At 63.7% G+C, this 14,302-nt stretch carries 12 protein-coding genes and 1 pseudogene; 5 read left to right on the top strand and 8 right to left on the bottom strand.

The window, feature by feature from the left end; all coding sequences use genetic code 11:
* The first annotated feature begins 76 nt into the window (after positions 1-76).
* From ACRXBZ_RS34665 to ACRXBZ_RS34655, 3 genes are all read left to right on the top strand, one after another.
* The gene (locus ACRXBZ_RS34665; RefSeq protein ID WP_433882662.1) at positions 77-1,576 is read left to right on the top strand and encodes an ATP-dependent 6-phosphofructokinase; all 1,500 of its coding nucleotides are present in this window, start codon (positions 77-79) and stop codon (positions 1,574-1,576) included.
* Positions 1,577-1,678: 102 nt separating this feature from the next.
* Positions 1,679-2,137: a hypothetical protein gene (locus ACRXBZ_RS34660; protein WP_433882661.1), complete on the top strand. Its 459-nt coding sequence runs from the start codon at positions 1,679-1,681 to the stop codon at positions 2,135-2,137.
* Between the two features lie 123 nt (positions 2,138-2,260).
* The gene (locus tag ACRXBZ_RS34655; protein ID WP_433882660.1) at positions 2,261-2,581 is read left to right on the top strand and encodes a hypothetical protein; all 321 of its coding nucleotides are present in this window, start codon (positions 2,261-2,263) and stop codon (positions 2,579-2,581) included.
* Here the strand turns inward: ACRXBZ_RS34655 and ACRXBZ_RS34650 are convergent.
* From ACRXBZ_RS34650 to hxlA, 4 genes are all read right to left on the bottom strand, one after another.
* Positions 2,565-2,771: a hypothetical protein gene (locus ACRXBZ_RS34650; RefSeq protein WP_433882659.1), complete on the bottom strand. Its 207-nt coding sequence runs from the start codon at positions 2,769-2,771 to the stop codon at positions 2,565-2,567. The genes ACRXBZ_RS34655 and ACRXBZ_RS34650 overlap by 17 nt on opposite strands.
* 246 nt (positions 2,772-3,017) lie before the next feature.
* Positions 3,018-5,150, bottom strand: a complete 2,133-nt coding sequence (gene tkt, locus ACRXBZ_RS34645) for a transketolase (protein WP_433882658.1) — start codon at positions 5,148-5,150, stop codon at positions 3,018-3,020.
* Between the two features lie 660 nt (positions 5,151-5,810).
* Entirely contained in the window at positions 5,811-6,491 is a 681-nt protein-coding gene (gene rpe, locus ACRXBZ_RS34640) for a ribulose-phosphate 3-epimerase (RefSeq protein ID WP_433882657.1), read from the bottom strand.
* A gap of 185 nt (positions 6,492-6,676) precedes the next feature.
* A complete protein-coding gene (hxlA, locus tag ACRXBZ_RS34635) occupies positions 6,677-7,303 on the bottom strand; it encodes a 3-hexulose-6-phosphate synthase (protein WP_433882656.1) in 627 nt (208 codons plus the stop codon).
* Between the two features lie 668 nt (positions 7,304-7,971).
* Between hxlA and ACRXBZ_RS34630 the strand changes: the two genes are divergently transcribed.
* Entirely contained in the window at positions 7,972-8,166 is a 195-nt protein-coding gene (locus tag ACRXBZ_RS34630; RefSeq protein WP_433882655.1) for a LytTR family transcriptional regulator DNA-binding domain-containing protein, read from the top strand.
* A 165-nt stretch (positions 8,167-8,331) separates the two neighbouring features.
* Here the strand turns inward: ACRXBZ_RS34630 and ACRXBZ_RS34625 are convergent, their stop codons facing one another.
* Positions 8,332-8,907 carry a TetR/AcrR family transcriptional regulator gene (locus ACRXBZ_RS34625; protein ID WP_433882654.1) on the bottom strand — a complete coding sequence of 192 codons (576 nt, stop codon included), beginning with the start codon at positions 8,905-8,907 and terminating at the stop codon, positions 8,332-8,334.
* A gap of 818 nt (positions 8,908-9,725) precedes the next feature.
* On the opposite strand from ACRXBZ_RS34625, the gene ACRXBZ_RS34620 reads away from it, so the two are divergent.
* Positions 9,726-10,706, top strand: a complete 981-nt coding sequence (locus tag ACRXBZ_RS34620; protein WP_433882653.1) for a class I fructose-bisphosphate aldolase — start codon at positions 9,726-9,728, stop codon at positions 10,704-10,706.
* 109 nt (positions 10,707-10,815) lie between these two features.
* On the opposite strand, the pseudogene speB reads toward ACRXBZ_RS34620, so the two are convergent.
* The 3 genes and pseudogenes from speB to ACRXBZ_RS34605 all read right to left on the bottom strand — a co-directional run bounded on the left by speB (position 10,816) and on the right by ACRXBZ_RS34605 (position 14,290).
* Positions 10,816-11,730 (bottom strand): annotated as a pseudogene (gene speB / locus ACRXBZ_RS34615) (agmatinase).
* Positions 11,731-12,204: 474 nt separating this feature from the next.
* Positions 12,205-12,792 carry a transposase gene (locus tag ACRXBZ_RS34610; RefSeq protein ID WP_433882652.1) on the bottom strand — a complete coding sequence of 196 codons (588 nt, stop codon included), beginning with the start codon at positions 12,790-12,792 and terminating at the stop codon, positions 12,205-12,207.
* A 136-nt stretch (positions 12,793-12,928) separates the two neighbouring features.
* Positions 12,929-14,290 (bottom strand): aspartate aminotransferase family protein, encoded by a 1,362-nt coding sequence (locus ACRXBZ_RS34605; RefSeq protein WP_433882651.1) that lies wholly within the window; start codon positions 14,288-14,290, stop codon positions 12,929-12,931.
* Between the last annotated feature and the right edge of the window lie 12 nt (positions 14,291-14,302).

The raw sequence follows: 14,302 nt of genomic DNA, 5'->3' as shown, positions 1-14,302 counted from the left end.
TGCTTTCGATGCACTCGGACGTTCCACAACATCCGTTTTTCCGACCATGCCATACGATCACTATTTAGGAGATTCGGTGACATTGCACCTGGAGGACCTCCGCGTTCGCCGCCTCGGTGAGTGCCACTATGACTCACCGTTCTCCGAGATGCTCGCCGCTAAGCAAACTTCCCCGCATTACGTTGCGGAGGGCGACCGTGTCCTGCTCGAGGACACCGTTTCCATGCTCGCCAAGCACAACCTCCCCCCCAACCAGCTTCCAAGCTTCGAGGCCGCCGGGCCCCGCCGGAAGATCTACTTCGACCCCGCCCACGTCACCGCCGGTATCGTCACCTGCGGGGGGCTATGCCCTGGTCTCAACAACGTCATCCGCGGTATAGTCCAGGAACTCACCGTGCATTACAACGTCAAGCGAATCTTGGGGTTCCGCAACGGGTTCCGAGGATTGACCGCCGAACACTCCAACGACACCATCGAGCTGACGCCCGAACGCGTCCGCGATATCAACACCGCTGGCGGCACCATCCTGGGTAGTTCACGCGGCGGCCAGGATGCCGACGAAATGGTCGACAGCCTCGTCCTGCGAGGCGTCAACGTCCTGTTCGTCATCGGTGGCGACGGGAGTATGCGCGCCGCGACGCGCCTGTCCGCGGCGATAAGGGCACGCGATCTCGACATCGCGGTCATCGGGGTACCCAAGACGATCGACAACGATCTGCCGTTCACCGATCAGTCCTTCGGGTTCCAAAGCGCGTTCGCGCAGGCCACCGAATTCATATCCTCGGTCTCCATCGAAGCCGCAGCCAGTCCAGATGGCATCGGGATTGTAAAGCTAATGGGCCGGCACTCTGGGTTCATCGCTTGCTACGCCTCCCTGGCCCTCAATACAGCAGATATCGTCCTGATTCCGGAAGTCCCATTCGTGCTCGATGGAACAGATGGCCTGCTGGCCCGCGTCGAGCAACACGTGCGCTCCAAGGGCTTCGTGGTGATCGTCGTCGCCGAGGGGGCAGGCCAGGACCTCCTCGCAGAGCGTGGCCTCCTTCAGAACGACGCCACCGACGCCTCGGGGAACGCCAAGCTCGGTGACATCGGGGCACTGCTCAGGGAGAGCATCACCGCCCACCTGACCGATGTCGGCCTCACCCCCACTGTGCGCTACATCGACCCGAGTTACGCCATCCGTAGCGTCACCGCCAATGCTTACGACAGCGTCTACTGCCTACGCCTAGCCCATGCCGCGGTGCACGCGGCCATGGCCGGGCGTACTGAAACAGCCGTCGTGCGCTGGCGACGGCGTTTCGTACACGTGCCTATGCCACTGATCATCAGCCATCGCAACCAAGTCGACCCCGACGGTGACCTGTGGATGTCCGTACTCGAAGCCACCGGCAACGTCCTTCCACCTCGGACACACGGGACGCACAGCTGGCTCAACCAGCAGCAGAGCCGCGGCGGTCACCGAGGCGCGTGTCGATCGGGGGCGGACTGGGATGACGGCGTTGCGATCCAGAGCGGCGTCGGGCAGCTCGATGTCGATCTCCCTGGCATCGACTCAGCGAGGAGCTTCCCGTGACCGGGCGCGCACCACAGGTTATCGATGATCCGGCGAGGGCTCGGATCTGTGCCATCGCCGGGCGTGACCCCGGATCTGCGACAGCCGTTTTCGACGTGGTCGATGACCAAGCTGTGTGACTATCCGATCAGGCAGAAGATCGTGGAGCAGATCAGCCGGGAGATGCTGCGGCAGATCCTGCGCGACGGCGGCATCTCCTGGCAGGCCACCAAGACCTGGAAAGCCTCCAACGATCGGGAGTTCACGGCCAAGATGACCCGCATCCTCACGCTGCACGCCCCCTACGCGAGGACGGACGCGGGGCCTGTGCCGACGAGTTCGGCCAATCGAATCCCCTTCCCCGCAAGGGCAAAGCCTGGCATTCCGCTCAAACAGCCGGCGCGGCCTACACACACCCAGGGTGTACGGCACATGTTCGCCTCACTAGACCCGACCCAGCAAAATCACATACCGCATCCGGGAATGCTAACGGTGGCGGAAGTTTCCGGACTTCTGCAAGACCCTGCGCCGCCGCTGACTGGACCAGCGACCGTTCGCCGAAGTGCGCGGCGAAGGCGTTGAGGACAACATCATATCTTCGATAGAACCCAGTCGCCGCTGCTTTTTACGGACGATCTTCGGCTCGAACGCGCTCATGTTCCAGCTCGCGTTGATCGCGTTGCACCGGGACGAGCCGAGGACTTGGTGAGCCGCTGTCTCGACTTCTGCGAGCGCTATGGTGCGTTGTGGTCGAAGTCGTACGCCCTGTGGTTGCAGGCCGTGGACAGCTGGCGGCGCGGGGACCCGAACACGGCGCTGTACCTGCTGCATGAGAGCATTCGCTTGCTGCAGCCAGTCAACGACCAAACGGTGCTGTCGTTCTGCATCGAGGTCATCACGTGGTGCGAGGCCGAAAACGCGCAGTGGGAACGGGCCGCGGCCTTGCTCGGAGCGGCGGTTGCCGTGTGGAAACGCAGCGGTGCCAACAACCAGAGCGCGATGTGGATGGCTACGAGCAGCGAGTAGACGAATCGCCGCCGGACTTGCCCGTGCTGTTCTCGGAAGCTTCCTGCGCCGCCGACTCCCCAGACGTGTCCTTCGAGAAGTCGAAGCCGTACGAGTCGAAGTCGTGCACCTCGATCTCGGGCAGCTCGCCGAGCTCCTTGTTCAGCTCGCCGAAGATCGGGGGCCCTGGATCGGATGTGGTCTTGTTCACCGCTTCGCGTCCCGTTTCACTCTCGAAGCCGTGCCGGGGACGGCTGTGTCTCCGAGTCCGTAGTCGCGGATCAGCTCGGCTGGGTTGCCGAGCTGATCCGCTGTATGGACAGGGCGCCGAGCCAGATCGCAACAGCGGTTTTTAAGGTTGCCGGGGTTGCTTTGCTGTTGCCGGTCACATCATTCGTCTCCGCTTCGCAGCGATGGTGAGGATGATGTTCATGGCATGATCACCCGCGGCCGGGCGTCAGCTCGACCGGACGTTGTTCAGGCTGCGTCGGGCCGCCGCGACAACCGCGTCGACGGTGATGCCGAACTCGTTGTAAAGGGTCTTGTAGTCGGCCGAGGCGCCGAAGTGCTCGATGGACACCGACTCGCCGGCGTCCTTGACGAACCGGTACCACGGCATGGCGATGCCGGCCTCCACCGAGACGCGGGCCTTGACCGCGCCCGGCAGCACCGACTCGCGGTAGGCCTCGTCCTGGGCGTCGAACCACTCGACGCACGGCATCGACACCACGCGGGTGGCAACGCCGTCGGCCTCCAGGATCTTCCTGGCCTCGACGGCCAGCTGGACCTCGGAACCGGTGCCGATCAGCACGAGCTCGGGCTTGCCGTTGCCGGCCTCGGCCAGCACGTAGCCGCCCTTGGCGACGCCGTCGGCGTCCACGCCCTCCAGCGTCGGCACGCCCTGGCGGGTCAGCGCCAGGCCGGCGGGGCCGCTCGGGTCCTCCAGGATCGCCTTCCACGAGGCCGCGGTCTCGTTGGCGTCGGCCGGGCGGACCAGCGAGAAGCCGGGGATCGCGCGCAGCGAGGCGACGTGCTCGACCGGCTGGTGCGTCGGGCCGTCCTCGCCCAGGCCGATCGAGTCGTGCGTCCACACGAAGATGACCGGGGTCTTCATCAGCGCGGCCAGCCGGACGGCCGGGCGCATGTAGTCGCTGAACACCAGGAAGGTGCCGCCGTAGGGGCGGGTGCCGCCGTGCAGCGCGATGCCGTTGAGGATCGCGCCCATCGCGTGCTCGCGGATGCCGAAGTGCAGCGTCCGGCCGTACGGGTTGGCGTTCCAGGTGCTGGTGGAGATCGACTTCGGGCCGAACGAGTCGGCGCCCTTCATCGTGGTGTTGTTGCTCTCCGCCAGGTCGGCCGAACCGCCCCACAGCTCGGGCAGCACGTCGGCCAGCGCGCCCAGGACCTCACCGGAGGCCTTGCGGGTGGCGACGCCCTTGCCGTCGGCCTCCCAGGTCGGCAGCTTCTCCTGCCAGCCGGTGGGCAGCTCGCGGGTGGTCAGCCGGTCCAGCAGCGCTTTGCGCTCCGGGTTGGCCGCCGCCCACTCGTCGAAGGCGACCTGCCACTGGGCGCGCGCGGCCTTGCCCCGGGCGCCGGCCTCGCGGGCGTGGGCCAGCACGTCGGCGTCCACCTGGAAGGACTGCTCCGGGTCGAAGCCCAGCGCCTGCTTGACCCCGGCGACCTCGTCGGCACCCAGCGCGGCGCCGTGCGCCTTGCCGGTGTTCATCTTGGTCGGGGCCGGGTAGCCGATCACCGTGCGCAGCACGATCAGCGTCGGGCGGGTGGTCTCGGCCTTGGCCGACTCGATGGCCTCCAGCAGGCCCTTGACGTCCTCGCCGCCGTGCACCACGAGGACCTGCCAGCCGTAGGACTCGTACCGCTTGGCGGTGTCCTCGGACAGCGCGATGCGGGTGTCGTCCTCGATGGAGATCTCGTTCGCGTCATAGATCACCGTCAGGTTGCCCAGCTGCTGGGTCCCGGCCAGCGACGACGCCTCGGAGGTGATGCCCTCCTCAATGTCGCCGTCGGAGGCGATCACGTAGATGTGGTGGTCGAACGGGCTCTCACCCGCGGCGGCCGCCGGGTCGTACAGGCCGCGCTCGCGGCGGGCGGCCATCGCCATCCCGACCGCGGTGGCCAGGCCCTGGCCCAGCGGGCCGGTGGTGGTCTCCACGCCGTCGGTGTGCCCGTACTCGGGGTGACCCGGCGTCTTCGAGCCCCACTTGCGCAGCGACTTCAGATCGTCGATCTCCAGGCCGTAGCCGGCCAGGAACAGCTGCACATACAGCGTCAGGCTCGAGTGCCCGGCCGACAGCACGAACCGGTCGCGGCCGATCCAGTCCGGGTCGCTGGGGTCGTGCCGCATGACGCGCTGGAACAACGCATACGCGGCCGGGGCCAAACTCATGGCGGTGCCCGGGTGGCCGCTACCGCAGTTCTCCACCGCATCGGCGGCCAGCACGCGGGCGGTGTCCACCGCGCGCTGGTCCAGTTCGGTCCAGCCTTCGGGCAGGTGCTTGGTGGTCAAACGGGCAAGGTCGTCATGCTCTTCGCTCGCGCGATAGCTGGAGGTAGATTCGTTTGCGATCATAGACGCGCACTCCTGATGCTTTTCGGTTGCTCGCGTGCTCTTCCCTGCGAGGAGGTCTGCTGTTGGGACGTGGCACCCACCTCCTCGCGTTTCCGCGCCGGTAGGAAGGGCATCTCGATGATGAATACGTCAGGGCCACCACGGTCTGCGGACAACCCAGACCACCCCAGGCCCAAGTAGTCCCCTTCACGATCAAAAAACATGACCGGCGTCGTGACTCTCAGCCATATTCCTGGCGGGACCATTCCGGTCGCCCTATCTGGCCCCCCTATAAGTAGGCCACATCCGTGAGTGCTCGGGATGGTCGTCATCAATCAGGCGATGTGCCAGAGCGATCGCCTCTTTTCGATCGACCTCGTCGAGGGCGGGGTGCTCCCTAGCGACGGCGCCAAACACTTTTGCCAGCTCCTCTGCCGCGGTCGGAGACAGACTGGCATCGCCGCCACAGTGGACGTTGCGCAACCGCAAGATTGACGCGGCGGACAGCAGTAAGGAACACTCAGCTCCGCGCAAAGCTGTTCTAGTATTGGGCAGAGCAGCTGATTCTTGGCCCTCCATGCCACTTCCCCTTTCCATTGCCATATGTCCCGGTGCGCTCCACGAGCGAGCCTTCTTATCGATACGCCGGTATCAAAGCGCCAACAGAAGCGGACGGCCCGATCACGGTGCGGACACCGGGCGCGCCAGGGCACGGCGAAGCTCATCCACCGCAGTCCGCTTCCCACCTGGGTGGCTGAGCACCGCCGAGCCAGCGACGAGGAACTCGGCTCCCGCGTACCAGGCCGCCCGTGCGGTGTCCGTCGAGATTCCTCCGTCCACCTCGATCCGCGCCGGGCTCCCGGAACGGTCCACCAATGCGCGCACCTCGGAGACCTTTTCCTCCATCGTGGCGATATATTTTTGCCCGCCAAAGCCTGGGTTGACAGTCATGATCACAATCTGATCAAGCTGATCAAGCACATGGCGAACGAAATCGATCGGAGTGGACGGATTAACGGCGACGCCCGCTTGCACCCCGAGGTCACGGATCGTGGAAAGTGTTCGAAGCAGGTGCGGACAGGTCTCAGCGTGGACGATAATGGTCTCGCAGCCAGCCGAAGCAAAGCGAGCGAGCATCGGATCCGGGTCCTGCAGCATGAGATGGGCTTCAAATGGCAGATGAGTGTACTGACGGCACACGCCCACAACATCCGGGCCAAACGTCATGTTCGGGACGAAGCGTCCGTCCATGATGTCCCACTGGATGCGGTCGACTCCTGCGTCAGTGAGGCTAGCCACCTCATCGCCGAGACGCGCGTAGTCGGCACCGAGGACAGAGGCCACCAGCGCTGGCTCTTTCAATGACCAACTCGGTGCGGAGCGCCGTGGTCCTCCGCGCAACACACTACCTGGTTGATCAACCATCAAAGCGCTCCTCCTGATCACTTGTCCGTGATTTCTTGCGGATAAGTGTTGGGGGCCGCAGAGAATCGTGCGGCCCCCAACACTACGTGCCAAACTGGTGCTTGGTGCCGAGCCCAGCTCTGTCAGTTGATGCGGCTCTTTAGGGCCCTTGCAGCCGCACCCGGGTCCGTGGCGCCATAGATCGCCCCGCCGGCTACCGCTACCCTCGCTCCGGCGGCCTTCACCGAGGCGATGCTTTCGACGTTGACACCACCAGCGATCGAGAATGGGACCCCGGCCTCCCGGCCGTCATCGAGCAACGCCTGAATCGTGTAGCCGGGTCGGGCCTGCTCGTCGAGCCCAGCGTGAATCTCGACGAACGACACGCCCAACTTCGAGACCTCACGGATTCGGGCCACACGGTTGTCAGCCACGGTGATCATGTCCGCGACGACGTCCTTGCCGTACTTGCGGCCGGCAGCCACGGCCCCCCGCACGGTGTCATCGTCGGCCGCACCCATCACCGTGACCAGGTCCGCCCCCGCCTCGAAGGCGAGACCCGCTTCCAGCTCACCGGCGTCGGCGGTCTTCAAGTCCGCGAACACGAGCTTGTCCGGGTGCGCGGCCTTGATCGCCGTGATCCCGGCGAAGCCCACGGACTTGATCAGCGGCGTGCCCAACTCGAGGATGTCCACGGCATCGGCAACCTGACGCGCCAGGGTCAGAGCCGCGTCAAGTTTGATGACGTCCAATGCTACCTGCAGCTTCACGGTATTCTCCTCATCAGTGGTGATCGGTGAAGTCCGGGGTTTAGGTACGGATGACCTGCGCCGTGCTCCACAACACGGCGAACATTGCAACCGCCCAGAGCCGGCTGATCTCTTCCAGATTCGTGTCAGAATGGCTGGGAGATCACGACGTCGTTCGGCAGGTACCGGTCGTTGATTCCGCCATGCTGCACCTTCCTCGACTCTGCGGTTTTCAGCCACAGCTAGGACTCGCAACGGGATCTGAGAATGCACGGATCTGTACGTCTAGGTCAACGCATGCCGTGCGAACGGATGCTGAAAGATGACGGACGGTTCTTATGCGGGTCCAAGCGGCCTCGCTTCTACGCTGGCCCGCGATCATGGTTGCGATCCGCAAGAACGCGGAATAGATCTTCGCGGCGGGCGCGATCCCAGATCGAGCCCTTTGGGAACAGACTTCGTCGATCTAGCGGAACCGTTTATAAATGCAGTGGTCAGTGGTGTTGCGATCCTGTAAGACGTCGGCGTAAGGTTTCCCTGCGCTAGGCCTCATGCCGCAGGGCGTCAGCGCCTAAATTGGCTAAAAATGCTCCAGTATTGCCACATTGAGAAGCACCCACCCGAAGCGTCCAAGGTCAGCCCTCAGCCGAACGGCCCTTCCGGCAGCCTCGGCCACGATTACCTCTGCGATGTCAAGCAGAACCTGTCGACCCTCTTTGAACCCGACAACACGTAGTGTCGACTCCGCGACAGACGGAATCGACAAGCTCGATGATCAATTTTCGGGTTTAGGATTTATGCGCGTTCACCGGAGTTACCTGGTGAATTTGAGCCGCGTCCGCGAAGTGGAGCGGAGAGACGGGGGAATTCGAGCTCACCGTTGACGATAACGGCGGAATCGTTCCGGTATCTCGTTGACGGGCCAAGTTCGTCGCAGCAGATCCAGGGCTCTGTCGCTGACGAGCGGGAGACGGCGCGGGCGCCCCACGAATGGAACACCAGCCTCCAATGCCACTATCCAACAGGTGACGGGCGTAAGGTAAGAGCGGTCAATTCACCGGTCCGGAACGTATGGACTTTTTGGCCTTTTCTAGAACCTGCAAAGCCGTAGCTTGTGCGATGTCGGCGGCTACAGGGTCCCGCTCGAGCAAGGCCGTAATGGTCGCCCCCTCCATCAACTGAGCAATTTGGCTTGCAACGAAGTTGGTATTCGGCAATCCACATTCCTCCACAAGCTTCACCACCCAAGCCCGCGTGGCGTTCTTGTGCTCAAGAACCGCGTTTCGAACTGGGGGCGATGTGTCCGCCAGTTCGACGGTCGCATTAACGAAGGCGCATCCACGAAAAGAGGGCATAGCGAACCACTCGCGAAGTGAATCGAAAACGGAGAGGAGTCGCTCCCTGGGCGACGACGACCAATCGATTTCTCCACTCAGCCGGGCTCGGTGACAATCATCCATGTATTGCAAACACGCAACAATGAGGTCCGTCTTGGTGGGGAAGTGCTTGTACAGAGTCATCTTAGCCACGCCGATCTCGCTGACAAGCGTGTCCACCCCCACCCCGGTGCCGCGCTCATACATTATCCGCGAGGCATTCTTGAGAATCAGGTCTCGCTTGCTCATCATTGGTGCCACCGACGCGCTCCCTGATCAGAGTCCAAATCCGTTACTGTCAGTTAACTAGCTAGTAAACGTCCGCTGAGAATACCCACGCGGCCGGGATCGCGCAACAAGGACGATTGAAGTACGGGTGTGTTGAGTCGTTTATTCATCTGCAGCGGCGAGGGTGTTGAGGATGTCGTCCGCGGTCTTGGGTTTCGGGGGGGTGTTCCATTCGGGGGTCCAGCGGCGAACATCGGCTTCGAGTTCGGTAACGCTACGGTGGGCGGATCGGCGTAGTTTCCGGGTTGGTCAGTTCGGGCGAACCAGCTTTCGACAAGGTTGAGGATCTTGGAGGGTCCTCGGTGGTGGGCCGAGGCGGCCGCGGGTGAACTCGCGACTGATCGAATCAGGGCTGTACACCGGGTCGTCACCGGGCACACGGTAGTGCGTCCGCAAGACCAGATCCCGCTCACTCCACACTCGAGGTCCGCTTGGCCGCGATTTGGAACCGTTCATGCTCCCGCAACCTCTCTTCGTGCTGCATAGGTTGACCTAGACGTACAGATCCGTGCAGTCTCACAACCCGTTGTGCGTTCTAGGTGTGAATGAAAAACACAGAGTCGAGGAAGGGGCAGCGTGGAGGAATCAAGTTGTCTCGAGATGACGACGCCTGCCCGCTTAGCCTGCACCTCGAAACGACAGCCACCGGCCGAAACTCGCGGCGATAATCGGCTACACCACGAGCCGACACTTAAAAAAGATCTACTGAGCATTCAGTAGTTCGTCATACCGATCTTGTCAATCGGTCCAGTGCAGTACTCGAGGAGGTGTAACGACAAGTGTCAACCTTGACTGAAGTCGCCCACACACTGGTCTCTAATAGGCGCGGGATTCTCGCCGCCGATGAGAGCATCGGAACAATGTCGTCCCGGCTGGAAAGCGTCGGAGTGGAACCAACGGCGGAGAACCGGCGCGTTTATCGTGAATTGATCGTCACCACACCCAAGCTGGCCGATTCGGTCAGCGGAGTTATCCTCGCCGACGAGACCCTTCGCCAGAAGCTGTCAGATGGGCAAACTTTTCCCGAGGCTCTCGCGGGTATGGGGATTCTTGCCGGTATCAAGGTCGATACCGGAGCCAAGCCGCTGGCGGGGGCCCCGAACGAAAAGGTCACGGAAGGCCTCGACGGGCTGCGCGAACGAGTGGCGCAGTACAGGCGCCTCGGGGCGACCTTCGCCAAGTGGCGCGCGGTAATCACGATCGGCACCGGCCTGCCTACGGAACGTGCAGTGCGAGCGAACGTGCACGCGCTGGCACGGTACGCCGGCCTCTGCCAGGAAGGGGGCCTGGTGCCCATCGTGGAACCCGAGGTACTGATGGACGGCGGCCACTCGCTGGCGCAATGTCAGCAGGTGACGAGGGCGGTGCTGCGGTCTTTGTTCGACGAACTTGCTCTGATGCAGGTGGAGCTCGACGGCATCGTCCTAAAACCCAACATGGTGGTGGCTGGGACGGACAGCCCGGAGCAGCCCGGGGTAGCAGAGGTTGCCCAGGCCACGGTGGACGTCCTGCGTGATACCGTGCCGCCATCTGTTCCGGGTATCGCCTTCCTTTCTGGTGGACAAAGCCCGGAAGTGGCGACGAGTCACCTCGGGGCCATGCAGAACCTCGATCCGCTTCCCTGGGAACTGACCTACTCGTTCGGACGGGCGCTGGTCGGGCCGGCTCTGGAGACGTGGCGGGGCAACCACGACAAGTGGGATGCCGCCCAGAAGGCGCTCTCCGAGCGAGCTGTCGCGAACGCCGCAGCACGCGTTTAGAGCAAAGCTTGATCGGCGCGATGTGCCAGTCATGCGCGCTGGCGGCTTCAAATACAAGGAGCACGAACCGGATCGGCTACGTAGTCGCCGATCCGGTTCGTGCTCCTAATTAGTTAGCTGCTGCAACGCCGGTCAGTTCAGCGTAGTCATACGGGGGCGATACCTCGACGATGTCGGCACCGACCAGGTTCAGTCCGTCGAACCCGTGAAGGGTCACGAGCAGCTCTCGACTGGTCATGCCGCCAGCTTCCGGTGTGCCGGTTCCAGGCGCATGTGCCGGGTCGAGAACGTCGATATCGATCGACACGTAGACCGGCGAATCTGCGAGAGTCGCTCGAAGCTCGCCTACGATTTCGTCGAGCCCTCGCCTCTGATAATCCATGCTGCGAACCAGGCTGAAGCCGAGGTCGGCGTCGCTGACCAGATCCAGCGGAGAATAGATCGACCCCCTGATTCCGACGTGGACGCTGCTGTCTGGGAGAAAGAGTCCTTCTTCCCCAGCACGACGGAACGGCGTGCCATGAGTGAGCGGCGCGTCGAAGTAGGTGTCTCACGTATCGAGGTGCGCGTCGAAGTGGATCAGGGCAACCGGTCCGTGCACCCGCTTCATCGCCTTCAGGATCGGGTACGCGACCGTGTGGTCACCGCCGAGCGTGATCAACCGGGCGCCGCCGCTGATCAGGTCGAGCACTCCGCGTTCGATATCCGCCATGGCCGTTCCGATGTCGAACGGGTTGAACGCGATGTCACCGGCATCGACCACCTGCTGCGTGGCGAACGGGTTTACGTCGAGCATCTGGTTGTGCGGCCGCAGCAACCGGGACGCCTGACGAATGTGACTCGGCCCGAATCGTGCACCCGGACGATAGGTCACGCCGGTGTCGAACGGGACCCCGACGACGGCAACGTCGTAGTCGGAAACATCCTCGATACGCGGCAAGCGAGCGAAGGTGGTCAGGCCGGCGTACCGGGGACTGACCAATCCGTCGACCGGACCGGTCACCCGCAACACCCGAATCCCCATCAGCCACTATTCGAGCCTCGTCGGACTGCGGCATCAGGCCTCCTTGACTTTCCGGGCTTGAGATCGCAACCGGTCGGGCGGGTAGGGCCCGCAAACGCCGACCGACTGCGATGCGAGAACTCTGGGGCACGTAGGGCACCTGTGTGAATGGTACGATCGAATAAATTTCGAAACTCTATTGCTACACATGACGAGGTACTCACTGGGGTTAAGGTCGATCAAAGGCGTAAACCGAACAGGCTCATCCGGGCAGGTCATAACCGAGTTGGTGGCGGAGGTGCCCGGTAACGGCAGGGCCCGCCGGGATGCTCGGTTGTCTGACCGTCTGGCGGGGGCGAAGTACAAGCGTTCGCGGAGAGGCTGTTGGGCACGCTGTGCATTTGCGGCATGGCAGCACGCTTGATCTGCCGGCGCCGTAGTTCGGGGGTTGACCGTCGGACGATCATGTGCGTCATCAATGAAATCCGGTCATCGTTAGCCGGTCGCGGTTGGTGAGTCTTTCGGTCGGCGCCAGCGCCGGATCTGGACGGCCTGCCGGGCTCGGAGTAGCTTTGATCGCAGTTCATCGTCGAGGGCAAGGACTTTCAGGCTGCGGGTCTCGGTCCGTCCGTGTTCCCGGGTGCGATCATGGGCGTCTGTCCGGGTGTGGTTCCACGGCAGGGTTTTCAGCCGCTGATGTGTACTGGGTCGGTTGCCCTTGACCGGTAGGAGCCAGAACGCCCCGGCGGCCTCGTCTTCGGCGATGAAGGCGCTGCTGGTGTGTTTGGCGTCGGCGGTGATCACCGTTTTCTCCAACGCTTTTCGTCCCAGCCGGGAGAGAAGGTCTCGGGCCGCGGCATTCTCATCACCGGCGTTGACCGTGGTCTGGCCGAAGACTTCGCCGCAGGAGTTCATCGCTGCTAGCACCTGCGTTTGAGGCATGTCGGCCTGTCCGGTGGTCGCGGCCCGCATCGTCTTGCCATCGACGGCGACCGCCGCCGCCGGTGCGCTGTCCCGGGCCGTCCAGCCGGATAGGGCCTGGTCGAGCTCGTCGTGAGGCCCTGTCCAGTACCCGTGCGTCAACTTTGCACACGCCGATCTTCGTCAGCCGCACAATTTGCCGAAACACCAAGACTGTTCTCACCACCGGCGACCACGATCGCGCCGAAAGCCGGAACGGCCTAACTGGCCGTTCCGGCTGTGCACCCACGGCGATGGGTTAGGCCCCACTGGGGCTGTTGGCTTCGTCGACCAGGTCATCGACTCGGCTCAGGACCTTGTCGAGGATGTCCAGGCCTTCCTGCGCCTCCGACGGGGAGATGGTGCAGGGTGGCACGACGTGAAGCCGGTTCGAGTTGATGAACAGCAGCAGACCAAGGGATTTCGCCGTGCTCATGGCTTGGGCCATGATCGGGCTGCTGCCACCGGTCGGCGCGACGGGTGTGCGGGTGTTCCGGTCGCTGACCAGCTCAATCGCCCAGAACACTCCGAGTCCGCGCACCTCCCCCACGCTGGGATGCCGCTCGGCGAGCTGGGACAGCCCGGGAGCGATGACCTCCAGCCCGATGCCGAGGGCGTTCTCGACGATCACGTCGCGGTCCATGACGTTGATCGCGGCGACGGCTGCGGCGCAGGCGAGCGGATGCCCGGAGTAAGTGAGCCCGCCCGGGTAGGGCCGGTGTGCGAAGTGTTCGGCGATGCGTTCCCCGATCAGCACTCCGCCCAGCGGGACGTAGCCCGAGTTGACTCCCTTGGCGAAGGTCAGCAGGTCCGGTACGACGCCTTCGGTCGCGGAGTGGAACCACGCTCCGGTGCGGCCGAATCCGGTCATCACCTCGTCGATGATCAGCACGATGCCGTACCGGTCGCACAATTCGCGCACACCGGCCAGGTAACCCGGCGGGGGAACCATGATCCCCGCGGTTCCGGGAATCGCCTCGAGGAGGACTGCCGCGATGGTCTGCGGTCCCTCCAGCTCGATGATCTGTTCCAGGTGCGCCAGCGCCCGCTCGCATTCCTCGGCCTCGGTCTGGGCGTGGAAGTGGCTGCGGTACAGGTACGGGCCGAAGAAGTGGACCACCCCGGCATTCGCGGCGTCGTTCGGCCAACGCCGGGGATCTCCGGTCAGGTTGATGGCGGTCTGCGTTCCACCGTGGTACGAGCGGTACCGGCTCAGCACCTTCGGCCGCCCGGTGGCCAGGCGCGCCATCCGCACCGCGTGCTCGTTGGCATCAGCGCCGCCATTGGTGAAAAAGACCCGGTCGAGGTCGCCAGGTGCTCGTTCTGCGATCAGCCGCGCCGCTTCGGAGCGCACGTCGTTGGCGTACTGCGGTGCGATGGTGGCGAGCTTGTTCGCCTGCTCTGCGATCGCTGCCACGACATCGGGGTGCTGGTGGCCGATGTTGGTGTTCACCAGCTGCGAGGAGAAGTCGAGCAGCCTGTTGCCCTCGCCGTCCCAGACGTAGGAACCGGCCGCGCGGGTGACGACCATGGGATCGAGGCCGGCTTGGGCGGACCAGGAGTGAAACACGTGGCGCCGGTCCAGCTCATAGGTCCTGGCCGCGTCGTCGGTGAGCGTCATCGGGTGATCTCC

Origin of the sequence: Saccharopolyspora hattusasensis (assembly GCF_050972075.1) — a bacterium.
Classification (GTDB): domain Bacteria; phylum Actinomycetota; class Actinomycetes; order Mycobacteriales; family Pseudonocardiaceae; genus Saccharopolyspora; species Saccharopolyspora hattusasensis.
This window is presented reverse-complemented; position numbering and strand designations above follow the sequence as displayed.

Bases quoted from the DNA above. Each gene is read 5' to 3' on its own strand.
- ACRXBZ_RS34660 (WP_433882661.1), top strand. From the start codon at position 1,679: ATGACCAAGCTGTGTGACTATCCGATCAGGCAGAAGATCGTGGAGCAG.
- tkt (WP_433882658.1), bottom strand. From the start codon at position 5,150: ATGATCGCAAACGAATCTACCTCCAGCTATCGCGCGAGCGAAGAGCAT.
- ACRXBZ_RS34630 (WP_433882655.1), top strand. From the start codon at position 7,972: ATGTCAAGCAGAACCTGTCGACCCTCTTTGAACCCGACAACACGTAGT.
- ACRXBZ_RS34625 (WP_433882654.1), bottom strand. From the start codon at position 8,907: ATGAGCAAGCGAGACCTGATTCTCAAGAATGCCTCGCGGATAATGTAT.
- ACRXBZ_RS34605 (WP_433882651.1), bottom strand. From the start codon at position 14,290: ATGACGCTCACCGACGACGCGGCCAGGACCTATGAGCTGGACCGGCGC.